Source organism: Streptomyces sp. NPDC096046 (assembly GCF_040303285.1).
Taxonomy (GTDB): domain Bacteria; phylum Actinomycetota; class Actinomycetes; order Streptomycetales; family Streptomycetaceae; genus Streptomyces.
Genome location: NZ_JBEOSZ010000029.1, coordinates 1 through 16,477 on the forward strand (window position 1 = coordinate 1; position 16,477 = coordinate 16,477).

Genomic DNA, 16,477 nt, shown 5'->3' on the forward strand with positions numbered 1-16,477 from the left:
GGGACCCTGTGGGAGAGTAGGACGCCGCCGAACAATTCTTGTGAAAACCCCCGCATCTTCGGATGCGGGGGTTTTCTGCGTTGAGGGCCCCTTTCGGGGACCGCTTTCCTTCAGAGGCGTCCGGTCGACTTCAACGCCAAGTAGGCATCCGCCAGCGCCGGCGCCAGGTCGTCGGGTGCGGCGTCGACGACCGTGACGCCGTGGCGACGGAGTTGCTCCGCGGTGCGGTGACGTTCCGACTGGGCCTGGGCGGCTGCGGCGGCCGCGTAGACAGCGTCGACATCCCCGCGGGCCTTGGCCATGTGGGTGATGTGCGGGTCCGCCACCGAGGCCACCAGGACCGTGTGGCGCTGAGTGAGCTGGGGGAGGACCGGAAGCAGGCCCTCCTCGACGGGAGCCGCGTCCAAAGACGTGAGCAGGACGATCAGGGAGCGGCGGGGGGACGTGCGCAGGGCGGTGGCCGTGAGGCCTCGGGCGTCCGTCTCGACGAGTTCCGGTTCGAGCGTGGCCATGGCGTTGACCAGGGCGGGAAGGACGTCGCCCGCGGTGCGGCCCTGGACGAGGGCGCGAACTTTACGGTCGTAGGCGAGAAGGTCCACGCGGTCGCCGGCGCGGGAGGCGAGGGCTGCGAGCAGAAGAGCCGCGTCCATGGCGGCGTCCAGGCGGGGGGCGTCGCCCACGCGGCCGGCCGAGGTGCGGCCGGTGTCGAGGACCATGAGGATGTGGCGGTCCCGCTCGGGACGCCAGGTCCGTACGGCGACCGTGGTCTGGCGGGCTGTGGCGCGCCAGTCGATGGAGCGGGTGTCGTCGCCCGGGACATATTCGCGCAGGCTGTCGAACTCCGTGCCTTCACCGCGGGTGAGGACGCTGGTCCGGCCGTCCAGTTCGCGCAGGCGGGCCAGTTTGGACGGTAGGTGCTTGCGGCTGGTGAACGGAGGGAGGATGCGCACCGTCCAGGGGGCCTTGTGGGTCCCCTGGCGGGCGAAGAGGCCGAGAGGGCCGTACGAGCGGATGGTGACGCGGTCGCTCTGGCGGTCGCCTCGGCGGGTGGGGCGTAGACGGGTCGTCACACGGCGGCGTTCGCCCGGCGGGACCGTGATGCGGTGGCGGGAGGCCGTCGTTTCCGTGCCCGGCGTCCAGCTGCTGGGGGGCCAGGCGTCACGGAGCCGGGCGCGGAGGGGGCGGCGGGACGGGTTGGTGAGGGTGAGGGTCACGTCCGCCGTGTCGCCCAGGCGTACGGAGGTGTCGCCGGAGCGGGTCAGGCCGAGGCGGCGTACGGGGGCGGCCAGTGCGAAGTCGCAGGCGCAGGCCACGGCCAGGGGGGCGTTGACCGCCAGGATGCCCGTCCAGCCGGGCTCCCAGATGCCGACGGGGAGGGAGCCCAGGGCCGCGAGGAGGGCGGCGCGTCCGGTGAGTGCCATCAGCGGGGGACGGGGACGTGGGCGAGGATCGCGTTGATGACCGAGTCGGCCGTCACGCCTTCCATCTCGGCCTCCGGGCGGAGCTGCACGCGGTGCCGGAGGGTGGGGAGGGCGAGGGCCTTCACATCGTCCGGGATGACGTAGTCGCGGCCGGTCAGCCAGGCCCAGGCGCGGGCGGTGGCCAGGAGGGCCGTGGCGCCTCGTGGCGAGACGCCGAGCGTGAAGGACGGCGACTCGCGGGTGGCGCGGCAGATGTCGACGACGTAGGCGGTGATCTCCGGGGAGACGGTCGTCTCGGCGACGGCGGCTCGGGCTGCTTCCAGGTCGGCGGGGCCCGCCACGGGGCGGACGCCGGCGGCTCGGAGGTCGCGCGGGTTGAAACCCTCGGCGTGGCGGGTGAGGACGTCGATCTCGTCCTGGCGGGAGGGGAGGGGGATGGTGAGCTTGAGGAGGAAGCGGTCCAGCTGGGCTTCCGGGAGGGGGTAGGTGCCCTCGTACTCGACCGGGTTCTGCGTTGCTGCGACCAGGAAGGGGTCGGGGAGGGGGCGGGGCGTGCCGTCGACGGTGACCTGGCGTTCCTCCATGGCTTCCAGGAGGGACGACTGGGTCTTGGGAGGCGTGCGGTTGATCTCGTCGGCGAGGAGGAGGTTGGTGAAGACCGGGCCGGGCTGGAAGGAGAACTCGGCGCTGCGGGTGTCGTAGACCAGGGAGCCGGTCACGTCGCTCGGCATGAGGTCGGGGGTGAACTGGACGCGCTTGGTGTCGAGTTCGAGGGCGGAGGCGAGGGCGCGGACCAGGAGGGTCTTGGCGACGCCGGGGACGCCTTCGAGGAGGACGTGGCCGCGGCAGAGCAGGGCGACGACGAGACCGGTGACGGCGGGGTCCTGGCCGACCACGGCCTTGGCGATCTCGGCGCGCAGGGCCTCCAGGGCGTCTCGGGCGGTGCCCGGGTCCCCGGTCTGCCCGGCGTTGTCAGTGGTCGGGTCCATCATGGACGGCGTACCTCTCTTTCGAGGGCGTCGAGTCGGTCGGCGAGTGCGATGAGTGCTGTGTCGTCGCTGGGCGGTGGTCCGAAGAGGAGTGCGTGCTGGTCCCGGCCGTCGCCGTGGAGGTGGGCGGACAGGGCGGGGAGCAGGGCCTCGGGCGTGTGCGCCTGGGTGACGGGGACGCCTAGGAGGGGGGCGAGGCGGGTGCGGGTGGTGGAGCGCAGAGCGTCGGCCGCGCGGTCGCGGGCGTCGGCCTTGCGGTAGAGGCGGGCGCGGCCTTCGGCGGTTTCCGAGGCACGGATCGCGACGGGGAGTTTTTCGGGCACGAGGGGGCCGAGTCGGCGTGCCCTCCAGAGGGCGGCCAGGGCTGCGGCGATGAAGAGTTGCAGGGTGCCCCAGAGCCAGCCCGAGGGGAGCAGGTCGAAGAAGCCACGTTGGCCATCGGCGTCGGTGGCCGACGTGTCGGAGAGCGAGGGGAGGTACCAGACGAGATGGGGGCGGGAGCCGAGGAGCTGGAGGGCGAGCGAAGCGTTGCCCTGCTCGTCGAGGCGGTCGTTGAGGAGGATGTCGGGCGCGCCCAGGACGATGGTGTCGCCGTCCCCGCGTGCGTCCGGGATGCGCAGCAGGGTGGCCAGACGCTCGCTGGGGTAGCACTGGTCCGCGCCGAGGTGGGTCGTCGTGTAGCGGACGCCGCCGGTCTCGGCGGTGCCTGCGCGTCGGGCGGCGGGCAGGGTGCAGTCCGGGGCGAGTGCCGAGTCGAGGCTGGTGGCGGGGTCGGCGGTGACGCCGGGGGCGAGCCGTTCGATGGAGGCGCTGCCGGCGGCGACCAGGACGGTGCGCCCGCGGGAGTCGGCCAAGGCGCGGTGCAGGCGGGTCTGCTGGCTGGGGGTCAGCAGATCGGGGGCGGCCACCAGGAGGGTGGTGTCGGGTCCGGCTGCGTCGGCCGCGTCGTCCAGGGTGGTGACGACCCGGGTGTCCACGCCGCGGTCGGCGAGGAGTTCGGCGACGGCGCGGCTGCCGCCCGGGTCGGCGGAGCGCGGGTCGAGTTCGCCGTGGCGGGCGTCGGAGCGGATGAGGGCGATGGCGACGGCTCCCACGAGGAGCACCACGAGGGCGAGCGCGATGCCGCGCGCGCGGGTCCACACCTGGCGGGCGGTGGGCGAGGACGAGGTGGGCGAGAGGGTGGCCTCGGTGGTCATTCGGCGGCTCCCTGGCGACTGTTGGGGGCCGTGCTCGCGCTGCTCGCCGTGAGCTGGGGCTTGGTGCGTTCCAGGTCGCGGTCGAGTTCAGTGATGCGGTGGTACGACTGCTCTGTCGCCGAGCGGCCGCCGTACGTCACGTCGTCGAAGTCGCGGGCGGCGGTGCGCAGCCGGTCGGTGTGGGCCGGCAGGGCGCGGCCGGCTTCGGCTGCGGCCTCGTCTGCGGTGCGGCCGGGGCGGACGTCGAGGAGGGCGCGTTCCTCCAGGGCGCGGACGAGGGCCCGCATGCGTTCCTGGACGGCCTGGTTCCAGTGGCCTTGTGCGGCGTGTGCCTCGGCGGCGGCGCGGTGGTCGGCGGCGCTGCGGGGGCGGTCGTCGAACAGGGCGGCGGAGGACGCGGGTTGGCGGCGGGGGGTGCCCAGGCGCCACCACAGGGCGGCCAGGAGCGCGATGACGGCCAGGATGATGACGACCAGGCCGAGTGTGCCGCCGGGGGTGGCGGCCGAGGTGGCGTTGAAGAGTTTGCCGAGCCAGTCCCAGAAGGCGTCCAGGGCGCGCTGGAACAGGCTGGGGTCGTCCTCGTGGTACATCCGCTTGGACAGCTCACGCCGGGCCGCCTCCCGCGCGGGGTCGCGCGGGAGGGTGAGGGGCGGATCGTCGGCGGAGCGGGCCGGCGACAGCAGGGGTGTGTCGCCGGCGCTCAGCAGCGTCCGTATGCCGGCGCGTGGCAGCGCCGTGGTGAGAAGCTCCCCCGCCCTGCTCACCGCATCAGCTCCCCGGGGTGGCGCCGGGGGCGGGGGAGCCGTGGCCCTGGACGCCCGCGGCGCGGACCAGCTCGAGGTCGAGGGCCTCGCGGCGGATGCGCTGGTCGATGTACAGGAGCACGGTGACGCCTGCCGTGATCGGGAACGTGATCATGGAGCCGATCACCGAGCCGATGCCGCTGATGATGAGGAATGTCCAGCCGAGGCCGCCGGCACCGGTGTTGAGCCAGCCGGTGAGGCCGTCGCCGCTGAGGGCCGCGGCGAGGAGGGTGAAGGGGATGACGATGATCGAGGCGACGACGCCCGCGATGAGCGTGGCGAGCAGCTGGATGCCGAAGATCCGCCACCAGGTGCCCCGGACGAGCTTGGCGGAGCGGATCAGGGCCTTCTTGATGCCCTGCTTCTCCAGCATCAGGGCGGGCGAGGCGAGGGAGAAGCGGATCATCAGCCACAGAGCGACGATGCCGGCGCCGATGATGCCGAGGACGGTCAGGGCGACACCCGCTCCGCCGTTCACGGTGACGCCGACGATGATGCCGGGCAGGCTGCCCACGGTGACGACGCCGGCGGTGATGAGCAGCAGGAGGCAGATCAGGCCGAACAGTTTGAAGACCTGAGGGCGGGCGTCGCGCCAGGCCTCGCCGATGGTCACCGACTTGCCGAGGACGGCACGGCTGGTGACGGTGGTGAGCAGCGCGGTCGCGATGACGGTGCCGACCAGGGAGATCACGAAGACGACGGTGGAGCTGAGCATGGCGTCGCCCATGGCGCGGGTCAGCTCGCCGAGGGTCGCGCTGGGATCGTTGAGGGCGTCGGTGGAGGAGTCGTCCAGGACGAGGCCCTGGAACAGGACGACGATGACCTCGGTGAGGACGGCGACGGTGAGCGAGATGCCCAGGACGGTGCGCCAGTAGGCGCGCATGGTGGAGACCGCGCCGTCGAGGATCTCGCCCACGCCGAGCGGGCGGAGCGGGATGACGCCGGGTTTGGCGGCGGGCGGGGGACCGCCCCAGCCGCCTCCCCAGCCGCCGGGGGCGCCGTGTCCGGGTCGGCCTCCGGGGCCGTATCCGCCGGGGCCGTGGCCGCCGGGAGGCGGGGTGCCCCAGTTTCCCGGCCCGGGCGGCGGGGGCGGGGGAGCCTGGCCGGGGACGGCCGGGCCGCTGGGGGCGGACCACTGGGCCGGTGGCGGCTGCTCCTTGGACCACTGCGGGCCGGGGTCCTGCGGGGTCTGGCCGGGCTGGGCCGGCTCGTCCGCGGGCTGTGCGGGTCCGGGGTGGTCGGTGGGCTCGGCAGGGCCGGACTGATCCGGCTTCTGCCCGTCGGACGGGGCGGATCCGGGCGAGGCCCAGCCCGGAGTGTCGTTCATCGTCGCTCCTTCACGGTGCCCGTCCGCGGTCGCGGCGGCAGGTTGGCAGCCATCGTGCCATGGGGTGGTCTTGGAACGACCGGCCGAGGTAGGGGCTGCGCACCTTCAATTGTCCGCCCGATAGGGGGCAGACTGACGGCATGGCTGATCAGTACGCGCGCAGCGGTGACGACAAGCGGCCGACCGATATCCCCGCGATCCGCTGGGAAGAGCCACCGGAAGGCCCCGTTCTGGTCCTGCTGGACCAGACGAGGCTGCCCGTCGAGGAGGTCGAACTGGTTTGTACGGACGCCTCCGCACTCGTGGAGGCGATTCGCTCGCTCGCCGTGCGCGGAGCGCCCCTGCTCGGCATCGCGGGGGCGTACGGGGTCGCGCTCGCGGCCGTGCGGGGCTTCGACGTGGACGAGGCCGCCTCCGCGCTGGCGAGTGCCCGGCCGACCGCGGTGAACCTGGCTGTGGGTGTGCGCCGGGCCCAGGCGGCTCACCGGGCGGCGCTCGCCGAGGGCGGTGACGTCCGGCGGGCGGCCGCGGCGGCGCTGGCCGCGGCGCGGCAGCTGCACCGAGAGGACGCCGAGGCCAGTGGGCGGATGGCCGAGCACGGGCTGGCGTTGCTCGACGAGCTGCTGCCCGGAGGCGGGCACCGGATCCTCACCCACTGCAACACCGGTTCGCTGGTGTCGGGCGGGGAGGGGACGGCGTTCGCGGTGGCGCTCGCGGCGCACCGGATGGGCCGGCTGCGGCGGCTGTGGGTGGACGAGACGCGGCCGTTGCTTCAGGGGGCTCGCCTGACGGCGTACGAGGCGGCTCGCAGCGGGATGGCGTACACGCTGCTCACCGACAACGCGGCGGGATCGCTGTTCGCCGCGGGCGAGGTGGACGCGGTGCTGATCGGGGCGGACCGCATCACGGCGGACGGTTCGGTGGCGAACAAGGTCGGGAGCTATCCGCTGGCGGTGCTGGCGCGGTACCACCATGTGCCCTTCATCGTGGTGGCGCCGGTGACGACGGTGGATCTGGACACCGCGGACGGTGCGTCCATCGAGGTCGAGCAGCGGCCGGGGCACGAGGTGACGGAGGTGACCGCGCCGCAGGTGCCGGTGGCCGGTGCGGAGGCGGGCGGTGGGATTCCGGTGGCGCCACTGGGGACGCAGGCCTACAACCCGGCGTTCGACGTGACTCCTGCCGAGCTGGTGACGGCGATCGTCACGGAGGAGGGCGTTGTTTCGCCTGTGACGGCGGAGGCGCTCGCCGAGGTGTGTGCGCGGTCCCGACGGGTGTCGGCGGACTGAGCCGACGGTTACGGAGGGTGCGCGGGGCGAGGCGGCTTCCTGGCACCCTCGGTTCGCCCCGCTCGGTTCTGCGGCCCCCCGCGCCCTCGGGGAGCCGTGAAATCGGGCGGGTCTCGTCCGCGTCGAGATCATGGGCAGGCGGACGAAAGCAGACAGTAGCGCTTACTGCGACTATGGTCACTGGCCGGTGAGCTACCTCACCACTGCCTTCGCCACCGTTATGAGAATGGGATGATGTCGTTTATGAAGGGACGAGTCCTTGTCGTCGACGACGACACCGCACTGGCCGAGATGCTCGGCATCGTGCTGCGTGGTGAGGGTTTCGAGCCGTCGTTCGTGGCCGACGGCGACAAGGCGCTGGCCGCTTTTCGCGAGGCCAAGCCCGATCTTGTGCTGCTGGACCTGATGCTGCCCGGCCGGGACGGCATCGAGGTGTGCCGCCTGATCAGGGCGGAGTCGGGCGTGCCGATCGTGATGCTGACCGCGAAGAGCGACACCGTCGATGTCGTCGTGGGCCTGGAGTCCGGTGCCGACGACTACATCGTGAAGCCGTTCAAGCCGAAGGAGCTGGTGGCCCGCATCCGGGCGCGGCTGCGGAGGTCGGAGGAGCCCGCTCCGGAGCAGCTCGCCATCGGTGACCTGGTCATCGACGTGGCCGGGCACTCCGTGAAGCGGGACGGGCAGTCGATCGCGCTGACGCCGCTGGAGTTCGACCTGCTGGTCGCGCTGGCGCGCAAGCCGTGGCAGGTGTTCACGCGCGAGGTGCTGCTGGAGCAGGTGTGGGGCTACCGGCACGCGGCGGACACGCGGCTGGTCAACGTGCATGTGCAGCGGCTGCGCTCCAAGGTCGAGAAGGACCCGGAGAAGCCGGAGATCGTGGTGACCGTCCGTGGTGTCGGGTACAAGGCAGGGCCGAGCTGACATGTCCGGAGACAGTGCCGCTTCGGCGCCCGGCCGGCCCGGGGCCCGCCCGGAGCGGCCTGTCGGGCGGAAGAAGTCCGACTCCCGCTGGGCGCGGTTCCTGGAGAGCGGGCTGCTCCAGGGCGGCGTTCAGGGCAGCCCGGTCATCCGCTTGTTCATGCGGTGGGTGCGCCGGCCGTTGCTGCCCGTCATGCGGCTGTGGCGGCGCAACATCCAGCTCAAGGTCGTCGTCACGACGCTGCTGATGTCGCTCGGCGTGGTGCTGCTGCTGGGCTTCGTCGTCATCGGGCAGGTGCGCAACGGCCTGCTGGACGCCAAGGTGAAGGCGTCCCAGAGCCAGGCCACGGGCGGGTTCGCGGTGGCCAAGCAGCGGGCCGACGAGGAGGCGAGCGGCACCGGCGACGACGCCGCCACGGCGGGCGGGCGCCCCGCGCAGAACGTCACCCCGTGGATGAGCGATCTCGTCTCCTCGCTGTCCAGCGGCGGCCAGGGCGCCTTCGACGTGGTGACGCTCCCGGCCTCCGGCGCGGACGGTGCGGGCGGCCGCGGACAGCGGGCCTCCGGCGAGGTGGACTGGAGCAGGAGCGTGCCCCCGGACCTGCGGGAGCGGGTCGGCGGCAGTACGGCGGCCGCGCAGAGCTACACCCGCATCACCTACAACAACCCCACCAAGGACTCCCAGCCGGGCCTGGTCATCGGCATGCAGGTCGACGACCCCAACGGCGATCCGTACCAGCTGTACTACCTCTTCCCGCTCACCCAGGAGGAGAAGTCGCTGAGCCTGGTCAAGGGCACGCTGGCGACGGCCGGGCTGTTCGTCGTGGTCCTGCTCGGGGCCATCGCCTGGCTCGTCGTACGGCAGGTCGTCACGCCGGTGCGGATGGCGGCGGGGATCGCCGAGCGGCTGTCGGCGGGGCGGCTTCAGGAACGTATGAAGGTCACCGGCGAGGACGACATCGCGCGGCTCGGCGAGGCCTTCAACAAGATGGCGCAGAACCTCCAGCTGAAGATCAGCCAGCTGGAGGACCTGTCGCGGATGCAGCGGCGGTTCGTGTCGGACGTGTCGCACGAGCTGCGTACGCCGCTGACGACCGTCCGGATGGCCGCGGACGTCATCCACGAGGCGCGTGTGGACTTCGACCCGGTGACCGCCCGGTCGGCGGAACTCCTCGCCGACCAGCTGGACCGGTTCGAGTCGCTGCTCGCCGACCTGCTGGAGATCAGCCGGTTCGACGCGGGTGCCGCGGCCCTGGAGGCGGAGCCGGTAGACCTCAGGGACGTCGTGCGGCGTGTCGTCAGCGGGGCCGAGCCGCTCGCGGAGCGCAAGGGCACCCGCATCCGGGTCCTCGGGGACCAGCAGCCCGTCGTCGCCGAGGCCGATGCCCGGCGCGTGGAGCGGGTGCTGCGCAACCTCGTCGTCAACGCCGTCGAGCACGGTGAGGGCAGGGACGTCGTCGTGAAGCTCGCCGCGGCCGGTGGTGCCGTCGCCGTGGCGGTGCGGGACTACGGGGTCGGGCTGAAGCCGGGCGAGGCGACCCGTGTGTTCAGCCGCTTCTGGCGGGCCGACCCGGCACGCGCGCGGACCACCGGTGGTACGGGGCTGGGGCTGTCGATCGCCCTGGAGGACGCGCGGCTGCACGGCGGCTGGCTGCAGGCGTGGGGCGAGCCGGGGGGCGGTTCGCAGTTCCGGCTGACGCTGCCCAGGACCGCCGACGAGCCGCTGCGGGGCTCGCCGATACCGCTGGAGCCCAAGGATTCACGACGGAACCGGGGGCTGGACGACGCCGGCCTGCCGTGCGGCGGTGGAGACGGCGAGAAGCGGGCGACCGTGCCGGCGCAGCCGGTGAGCGGGCCGGTGTCGCAGGGCACGAAGCGGGACCCGATACCGCCGCGCGTCGCCCCCACGGCGGACCCGACGGCCCTGCCCGGCAATGGTTCCCGTGTGGTGCCCAGGCCCTCCTCGGGCACGCGGCGGCAGGACCGGGCGGCCGGGGCGGAGCAGTCGGCTCCCGGCGCGGGCGTGAGTGACCCGGACGGGACGGGGCGGGGCGAGGGCGCCGACGGCCGGACCGGGCCGACCCGGAATCCGGTCGTGAACGGGGCGCGGAACGAGGACGACCGCTCCGCGGGACCGGGTGGCCGGGTGACCGGGCCCCGGGACGTGGACAGGCAAGGGGAGGCATCTCGTGGGCGCTGACCGCGAGGGGCGCGGCCGGCGCAGGCCCGCGCGTGTGATGGTGTACGCCGCCGGTGGCGTCCTGGTACTGGCCGGGTGCGCCTCGATGCCGGACAGCGGGGATCTACGGGGCGTGGAGTCCACCCCCCGCCAGGAGACGCAGGTGCGGGTGTTCGCCGTGCCACCGGGGGAGGACGCGCCGCCCTCGGACATCGTGCAGGGCTTCCTGGAGGCGCTCACCAGCGACGATCCGCACTACAAGACGGCACGCCAGTACCTGACCGGCGACGCCGCGAAGACCTGGCGTCCCGAGGCGTCCACCACCGTGCTGACGGACGGGCCGGGCGCCAAGCCCGAGGCGGGCGGCGGTGGGGAGGACAGCGGCGCGATCTCGTACATGCTGACCGGCACCAAGGTCGCCACCGTCGACGCGCAGCAGGCGTACGCGCCCGCCACGGGGGCGTACGGCGGGAGCGTGCACCTGACGCAGAACAGCAAGCGGCAGTGGCGGATCGACGCGCTGCCGCAGGGTGTCGTCATCGGCGAGTCGGATTTCCAGCGCAACTACATGTCCGTCAGCAAGTACTACTTCGCCTCGAACACCGACACGGCCGGATCGAAGTCACAGCCCACGGCGGTCGCCGACCCGGTCTACGTGCGGCGGCGCGTGGAGCCCATGACGCAGATGGTGAGCTCCCTGCTCAACGGGCCCACGCGATGGCTGGGGCCCGTGGTCGGGTCGAGTTTCCCCACCGGTACGGCGTTGGCGAAGGACGCCGGCGCCCTGACGCCCGACGACCGGAACAAGCTGACCGTTCCGCTCAACGACAAGGCCGCGGGCATCGGCACCAACCGGTGCGAGGAGATGGCCGCCCAGCTGCTCTTCACGCTGCGGAAACTCAGCCCCGCGGTGGACGAGGTCGAGCTGCGGGCCGGCGGGGAGGACCTGTGCTCACTCACACAGCAAGCGGCCGAAGCGGCGGCCTCCCGGAGCGCGGCGCGGCACCCCGACTACCTCTACTTCGTCGACGGCAAGCACCGGCTCGTACGGATCGCCGCGGGCAACAGCGACACCGATCCGGAACCGGCGCCGGGGGCGCTCGGCGAGGGTGAAACGGCGCTGCGGTCGGTGGCGGTCTCGCGTGACGAGCACACCGCGGCCGGTGTCAGCCTCGACGGCAGATCGCTGTACGTGGGATCGCTCGTCTCGGGCGGTTCGCTGGGCGAGCCGGTGCTGCGCAGTCGGGGCGGGACCGAGAAGCAGCGGCTGACCACGCCCAGCTGGGACGCGGACGACGGTCTGTGGGTGGCCGACCGCGACCCCGACCGTCCCCGGCTGCTCCTCCTCCAGGAGGGCAAGGGCGATCCGCTGGAGGTGCGCATGCCGCATCTGGACGGACGGATCCAGTCCGTGCGGGTGGCCGCCGACGGGGTGCGGATCGCGCTCGTGGTGGAGAAGGGCGGCAAGAAGACCCTGCTCATCGGGCTGATCGAGCGGGGTGAGAAGCCGGGCGGTGAACCGGCCGTGAGTGTGGTCGAACTGCGCTCCGCGACACCGGGGTTGGAGGAGGTCACGGCCATGTCGTGGGCCGGGGACAGCCGGCTCGTCGTGGTCGGGCGCGAGCACGGGGGCGTCGAGCAGATGCGGTACGTCCAGGTCGACGGTTCCACGCCGGACGTGCCGGCGCCCGCGGCCCTGACCGGCGTCAAGGACGTCACCGCCGCCGAGGACGATCAGCTGCCGCTGGTGGCGTACTCGGTGGACGGCATCGTTCGGCTGCCGTCGGGCGAGCAGTGGCAGAAGGTGACGGAGGGGACGGCGCCGGTTTATCCGGGGTGAGGTGTGAGCGTCCCGGCGGCAGGTGTGTGCCGGGGTGCGCTGAACGCGGGCGGCGGCCGCTTCTGCCGAGGTGGGCTCGGGAGGGGCGGTCGTCGGCGTTCGGGGTGTGGGGTTCACGGGGGTGCCAACGGTCGGGGCGGGGCTGGGGGCGGTAAATCTTGGTGCGGGCGTCGCTCATGCGGGCTCCAGCACCGGCACGTCCTCGGCGACGGTCCGCTGCACGGCTTCATGCGTGCGGGCTCCACTCGTGTGGGGGACGGTCGGCTCGCGGCGCGGCTGGTTGTCCACAGGGGGTTGTCCACAGGGGTGGTCGGGCCCGGCCCGGGTGGGCACAGTGGTGGCCATGCGGAAGTGGTGGCAGGACCTGACCGACCTGGTGCTGCCCGGCGAGTGCGGGGGCTGCGGCGCGCTGCGTACGGTGCTGTGCGCGCGGTGCCGTGCGGTGCTGAGCGGAGCTGCGGTGCGTCGCGTGCGACCGGTGCCGGAGCCGCCCGGGCTGCCCGTGGTGCACGCGGCGGCCCGGTACGCGGACGAGGTGCGGGCGACGTTGCTGGCCCACAAGGAGCGGGGCGCTCTGGCGCTGGCCCGGCCGCTCGGGGCGGCGCTCGCGGGGGCCGTGCAGGCGGGGCTCCGGGGCGCCCCGGGGCCGACCGCGGCCGGGATGGCGCGGTCCCGGGGTGGCGGAGCTCCTGTGCTGCTCGTGCCGGTGCCGTCCGGGCGGCGGGCCGTGCGGGCCCGGGGGCATGATCCGACCCGGCGGATCGCGCTCGCGGCGGCGGTGGAGTTGCGGCGGAGGCGAGTGCCGGCCCGGGTGCTCGGCGTGCTGCGGCAGCGGCGGGCCGTGGCCGATCAGTCGGGGCTCAACTCCCGGCAGCGGCTGGACAATCTCGCGGGCGCCCTGGAGGCGGCTCCCGTAGGTGCCCGGCTGCTCTCCGGAGGGCCGGTCGTCCTCGTCGACGATGTGATGACCACCGGGGCCTCTCTCACGGAGGCCGCACGAGCCGTGCGCGCGGTGTCGTACAGGCTTGCGATCTCGGACAGGGCGACGGGGCCGATTCCGAATGCTGCGGGGACTTCGGCCGTGTACGGGCGAGAGACGTGGGAAAGCAGAGAGGAACAGAACGTCGGATCAAGGCGAGAGAGGACGGGCCGGCGGCCCGCCAGGCGGGAAATAGCGGGCGCGGATGACGCGGACGGGGTCGTCGACGTGGTGTGCGCGGCAGTCGTCGCGGCATCTCCGGACTCTTTCGAAGTAAACCGGAACTGACTGAGATCTTGTGTCGTTGCAGGTAACGAGAAAACCTATTCACCTGAACGGAGGTACGCCGCGGTAGAGGGTGACGACATCCGTCCGGGCGAGATATGTTCGGTTGAGAGGGAAAGCCGCAGGCCACACCTCTCAAATCCGACTGCCGTGCCGCGCGTTTTTCTTCATCACTCGCGACGGTGGAATGGAGATCTTGCCCACGGGGGAGGAGGTGGAAGTCACCGAGTCCGAGGTTCCGGGGCTCACCGGAACCTGGTGCAAAAGGGAGACGCTCCGCATCGAGGCGGAGCGATCCGGGAACGGAGTTCTGCGTGGACATCGTCGTCAAGGGCCGCAAGACCGAGGTGCCCGAGCGGTTCCGGAAGCACGTGGCCGAGAAGCTGAAGCTGGAGAAGATCCAGAAGCTCGACGGCAAGGTGATCAGCCTCGACGTCGAGGTGTCCAAGGAGCCGAACCCCCGACAGGCCGACCGCAGTGACCGAGTGGAGATCACGCTCCGCTCCCGCGGTCCGGTGATCCGGGCGGAGGCAGCGGCGAGCGATCCGTACGCGGCGCTCGACCTGGCGGCGGAAAAGCTGGAAGCCCGGCTGCGCAGGCAGCACGACAAGCGATACTCGCGCCGTGGAGCGCGCCGGATCCCGGCCGCCGAGGTCGCCGACCACGTCCCGGGCGTGGCGACGCTCAACGGAAACGGCCTGGTGCCGTCCTCCGAGGAGGAGCCCGAGGCCGTACCCACGAAGAAGATCGGCTCGCTGGAAGTGCAGGGTGACGGCCCCATCGTCGTCCGCGAGAAGACCCACGTCGCAGCGCCCATGACCCTCGACCAGGCTCTCTACGAGATGGAGCTGGTCGGGCACGACTTCTACCTGTTCGTCGACTCCGAGACCAAGGAACCGAGTGTCGTCTACCGACGGCACGCCTACGACTACGGCGTGATCCACCTCAGCACGGACACGATGGTCACCCAGGCGCACTCCCCCGATGCGGGCGGTGCGCTCGGCGGCTGACCATGCCGGGTGACAGCGGAACGGGTGCCCCTGGAGCGCGTGTGCGCCCCCAGGGGCACCCCCGTGCGACCACTTCGCGCCCCACTCCGGCACCCCGGTGCCGTCCGGGCATGAAATCATGGTGGCCACGGCCCAACCGGTGGGTCGTTGCTCTGGGTTGGCGATGGCTCAGGACCTCAGGCCACAGCCTTCAGGGGGAGGAACGATGGCGGACAGCTTCGGACCGATGCGTGACAAGGATGCCGGCGACGGCGTCGTCGCCATGGGCCCGGACTCGGGGACTCCACGCAAGGAACCGATCAGAGTCCTCGTGGTGGACGACCACGCCTTGTTCCGCCGTGGTCTGGAGATCGTGCTCGCCGCCGAGGAGGACATCCAGGTCGTGGGAGAGGCGGGCGACGGCGCCGAGGCCGTCGAGAAGGCCGCCGACCTGCTGCCCGACATCGTCCTGATGGATGTCCGGATGCCCAAGCGGGGCGGGATCGAGGCGTGCACCTCCATCAAGGAGGTGGCACCCAGCGCCAAGATCATCATGCTGACGATCAGCGACGAGGAAGCCGATCTCTACGACGCCATCAAGGCGGGCGCGACCGGCTATCTCCTCAAGGAGATCTCCACGGACGAGGTGGCCACCGCCATTCGCGCGGTGGCCGACGGGCAGTCGCAGATCAGCCCGTCCATGGCGTCGAAACTCCTCACCGAGTTCAAGTCGATGATCCAGCGCACGGACGAACGCCGGCTGGTGCCCGCGCCGCGCCTGACCGACCGCGAACTCGAAGTCCTCAAGCTCGTCGCCACGGGAATGAACAACCGCGACATCGCCAAGGAGTTGTTCATCTCCGAGAACACCGTGAAGAACCACGTCCGCAACATCCTGGAGAAGCTGCAGCTGCACTCCAGGATGGAAGCGGTGGTGTACGCGATGCGGGAGAAGATCCTCGAGATCCGCTAGGACCCCGCCTCAATCGAGCAGGCGTGCGAGTTCCGTCGCCAGGGGCTCGCGCAGATCCGGCGCGTCGACCCGGTCCACTCGGACGTCCGCGCAGTCCACCCAGGCAGCCGCCTCGGCCAAGGCCTGGGCAACGGCCGGGACGGCCTTCGGGCCGTCGAGCGTGACCTGCTTGGCCACCAGGGTGCGGCCCTCGCGGGCCGGGTCCACGCGGCCGACGAGACGGCCACCGGCCAGCACCGGCATCGCGAAGTAGCCGTAGACCCGCTTCTGCCTGGGGACATAAGCCTCCAGGCGGTGCGTGAAGCCGAAGATCCGCTCCGTGCGCGCCCGCTCCCAGATCAGGGAGTCGAAGGGCGACAGCAGCGTCGTGCGGTGACGCCCCCGCGGGGACGTCTCCAGGGCCGCGGGGTCGGCCCACGCCGGCTTGCCCCAGCCCTCGACCGAGACCGGGACCAGGCCGGAATCGGCGATCACCGCGTCGACCTGTTCACCCTTGAGGCGGTGGTAGTCGGCGATGTCCGCACGGGTCCCGACCCCGAGCGACCGCCCCGCCAGACGGACCAGGCGGCGCACGCACTCGGTGTCGTCCAGCTCGTCGTGCAGCAGCGCCTCGGGGACGGCCCGCTCGGCCAGGTCGTAGACGCGCTTCCAGCCGCGGCGCTCCACGCACACCACCTCGCCGTACATCAGCGCGCGTTCGACGGCGACCTTGGAGCCGGACCAGTCCCACCAGTCGTTCGTCTTCTTCGCGCCGCCCAACTCCGTGGCCGTGAGGGGGCCTTCGGAGCGGAGCTGCTTGATGACCTGGTCGTAGGCGCCGTCGGGCAGCTCGTGGCTCCAGTGCGGGCGGTTGCGGTAGGCGCGGCGGCGGAAGGCGAAGTGGGGCCACTCCTCGATCGGGAGGATGCACGCGGCGTGGGACCAGTACTCGAAGGAGTGGGTGTCCCGCCAGTAGGCGTCCTCGACCGTTCTGCGGCTGACCGCGCCCAGCCGGGCGTACGGGACGAGTTCATGGGAGCGGGCCAGGACCGAGATGGTGTCGAGCTGTATCGCGCCCAGGTGGCGAAGGATGCCGCGGACGCCGGAGCGACGGTCGGGCGCGCCGAGGAAGCCCTGGGCGCGCAGCGCGATTCTGCGGGCCTCGTCTGCGGAGAGGTCTGCTGTGGGGCGCGGGGTGGTCATGGTCGCAGCGTAGGGGGTGGGACTGACAACGGGGTGTGATCTGCGGGTTCGCCAGGACGGCCGAGCCGGCCAGCGCCGGCGGGCAGCGCGGCCGAGCCGGTCAGCGT

The 16,477-nt window shown here is 72.2% G+C and carries 14 protein-coding genes; 7 read left to right on the top strand and 7 right to left on the bottom strand.

Annotated features, from left to right (window positions below; genetic code table 11):
* Nucleotides 1–110: 110 nt before the first annotated feature.
* Genes ABTX62_RS23910 through ABTX62_RS23930 form a run of 5 tightly spaced genes read right to left on the bottom strand, consistent with a single transcriptional unit; the run spans nt 111 to nt 5,736 of the window.
* The gene (locus ABTX62_RS23910; protein ID WP_352118106.1) at nt 111–1,421 is read right to left on the bottom strand and encodes a DUF58 domain-containing protein; all 1,311 of its coding nucleotides are present in this window, start codon (nt 1,419–1,421) and stop codon (nt 111–113) included.
* Nucleotides 1,421–2,410, bottom strand: a complete 990-nt coding sequence (locus ABTX62_RS23915) for an AAA family ATPase (protein ID WP_352118107.1) — start codon at nt 2,408–2,410, stop codon at nt 1,421–1,423. Before ABTX62_RS23915 ends, ABTX62_RS23910 begins: the two co-directional genes overlap by 1 nt.
* The gene (locus tag ABTX62_RS23920; RefSeq protein WP_352118108.1) at nt 2,410–3,606 is read right to left on the bottom strand and encodes a DUF4350 domain-containing protein; all 1,197 of its coding nucleotides are present in this window, start codon (nt 3,604–3,606) and stop codon (nt 2,410–2,412) included. The genes ABTX62_RS23915 and ABTX62_RS23920 overlap by 1 nt, the downstream gene beginning before the upstream one ends.
* Nucleotides 3,603–4,370, bottom strand: coding sequence for a DUF4129 domain-containing protein (locus ABTX62_RS23925; RefSeq protein WP_352118109.1), 768 nt, complete (start codon nt 4,368–4,370; stop codon nt 3,603–3,605). The genes ABTX62_RS23920 and ABTX62_RS23925 overlap by 4 nt, the downstream gene beginning before the upstream one ends.
* Before the next feature lie 4 nt (nt 4,371–4,374).
* On the bottom strand, nt 4,375–5,736 hold the full coding sequence (locus tag ABTX62_RS23930; RefSeq protein WP_352118110.1) for a DUF7847 domain-containing protein: 1,362 nt from the start codon (nt 5,734–5,736) through the stop codon (nt 4,375–4,377).
* Between the two features lie 140 nt (nt 5,737–5,876).
* Here ABTX62_RS23930 and mtnA point away from each other — a divergent pair, with 140 nt between their 5' ends.
* The 4 genes from mtnA to ABTX62_RS23950 all read left to right on the top strand — a co-directional run bounded on the left by mtnA (nt 5,877) and on the right by ABTX62_RS23950 (nt 11,962).
* Nucleotides 5,877–7,025: an S-methyl-5-thioribose-1-phosphate isomerase gene (gene mtnA, locus ABTX62_RS23935; protein WP_352118111.1), complete on the top strand. Its 1,149-nt coding sequence runs from the start codon at nt 5,877–5,879 to the stop codon at nt 7,023–7,025.
* A gap of 231 nt (nt 7,026–7,256) precedes the next feature.
* Nucleotides 7,257–7,946: a two-component system response regulator MtrA gene (gene mtrA, locus ABTX62_RS23940; protein WP_009188938.1), complete on the top strand. Its 690-nt coding sequence runs from the start codon at nt 7,257–7,259 to the stop codon at nt 7,944–7,946.
* Between the two features lies 1 nt (nt 7,947).
* A complete protein-coding gene (mtrB, locus tag ABTX62_RS23945) occupies nt 7,948–10,143 on the top strand; it encodes an MtrAB system histidine kinase MtrB (protein WP_352118112.1) in 2,196 nt (731 codons plus the stop codon).
* Nucleotides 10,133–11,962 (top strand): LpqB family beta-propeller domain-containing protein, encoded by a 1,830-nt coding sequence (locus ABTX62_RS23950; protein ID WP_352118113.1) that lies wholly within the window; start codon nt 10,133–10,135, stop codon nt 11,960–11,962. The genes mtrB and ABTX62_RS23950 overlap by 11 nt, the downstream gene beginning before the upstream one ends.
* 174 nt (nt 11,963–12,136) lie before the next feature.
* Here ABTX62_RS23950 and ABTX62_RS23955 read toward each other — a convergent pair whose 3' ends face one another.
* Nucleotides 12,137–12,307, bottom strand: a complete 171-nt coding sequence (locus ABTX62_RS23955) for a hypothetical protein (RefSeq protein WP_352118114.1) — start codon at nt 12,305–12,307, stop codon at nt 12,137–12,139.
* Between ABTX62_RS23955 and ABTX62_RS23960 the strand changes: the two genes are divergently transcribed.
* From ABTX62_RS23960 to ABTX62_RS23970, 3 genes are all read left to right on the top strand, one after another.
* Nucleotides 12,306–13,229, top strand: a complete 924-nt coding sequence (locus tag ABTX62_RS23960) for a ComF family protein (RefSeq protein ID WP_352118115.1) — start codon at nt 12,306–12,308, stop codon at nt 13,227–13,229. The two genes, ABTX62_RS23955 and ABTX62_RS23960, sit on opposite strands and share 2 nt — an antisense overlap.
* 311 nt (nt 13,230–13,540) lie before the next feature.
* A complete protein-coding gene (gene hpf / locus ABTX62_RS23965; protein ID WP_352118116.1) occupies nt 13,541–14,236 on the top strand; it encodes a ribosome hibernation-promoting factor, HPF/YfiA family in 696 nt (231 codons plus the stop codon).
* Between the two features lie 205 nt (nt 14,237–14,441).
* On the top strand, nt 14,442–15,188 hold the full coding sequence (locus tag ABTX62_RS23970; RefSeq protein ID WP_283973050.1) for a response regulator: 747 nt from the start codon (nt 14,442–14,444) through the stop codon (nt 15,186–15,188).
* A 9-nt stretch (nt 15,189–15,197) separates the two neighbouring features.
* Here ABTX62_RS23970 and ABTX62_RS23975 read toward each other — a convergent pair whose 3' ends face one another.
* Nucleotides 15,198–16,370, bottom strand: coding sequence for a winged helix-turn-helix domain-containing protein (locus tag ABTX62_RS23975; protein ID WP_352118117.1), 1,173 nt, complete (start codon nt 16,368–16,370; stop codon nt 15,198–15,200).
* Nucleotides 16,371–16,477 lie beyond the last annotated feature (107 nt).

What these genes read in the sequence shown, in the direction of transcription:
- ABTX62_RS23915 (WP_352118107.1), bottom strand. Translation starts at nt 2,410, where the DNA reads ATGGACCCGACCACTGACAACGCCGGGCAGACCGGGGACCCGGGCACC.
- mtnA (WP_352118111.1), top strand. Translation starts at nt 5,877, where the DNA reads ATGGCTGATCAGTACGCGCGCAGCGGTGACGACAAGCGGCCGACCGAT.
- ABTX62_RS23975 (WP_352118117.1), bottom strand. Translation starts at nt 16,370, where the DNA reads ATGACCACCCCGCGCCCCACAGCAGACCTCTCCGCAGACGAGGCCCGC.
- ABTX62_RS23930 (WP_352118110.1), bottom strand. Translation starts at nt 5,736, where the DNA reads ATGAACGACACTCCGGGCTGGGCCTCGCCCGGATCCGCCCCGTCCGAC.
- ABTX62_RS23970 (WP_283973050.1), top strand. Translation starts at nt 14,442, where the DNA reads ATGGCGGACAGCTTCGGACCGATGCGTGACAAGGATGCCGGCGACGGC.
- ABTX62_RS23960 (WP_352118115.1), top strand. Translation starts at nt 12,306, where the DNA reads ATGCGGAAGTGGTGGCAGGACCTGACCGACCTGGTGCTGCCCGGCGAG.
- ABTX62_RS23955 (WP_352118114.1), bottom strand. Translation starts at nt 12,307, where the DNA reads ATGGCCACCACTGTGCCCACCCGGGCCGGGCCCGACCACCCCTGTGGA.
- ABTX62_RS23910 (WP_352118106.1), bottom strand. Translation starts at nt 1,421, where the DNA reads ATGGCACTCACCGGACGCGCCGCCCTCCTCGCGGCCCTGGGCTCCCTC.
- mtrA (WP_009188938.1), top strand. Translation starts at nt 7,257, where the DNA reads ATGATGTCGTTTATGAAGGGACGAGTCCTTGTCGTCGACGACGACACC.
- ABTX62_RS23920 (WP_352118108.1), bottom strand. Translation starts at nt 3,606, where the DNA reads ATGACCACCGAGGCCACCCTCTCGCCCACCTCGTCCTCGCCCACCGCC.
- mtrB (WP_352118112.1), top strand. Translation starts at nt 7,948, where the DNA reads ATGTCCGGAGACAGTGCCGCTTCGGCGCCCGGCCGGCCCGGGGCCCGC.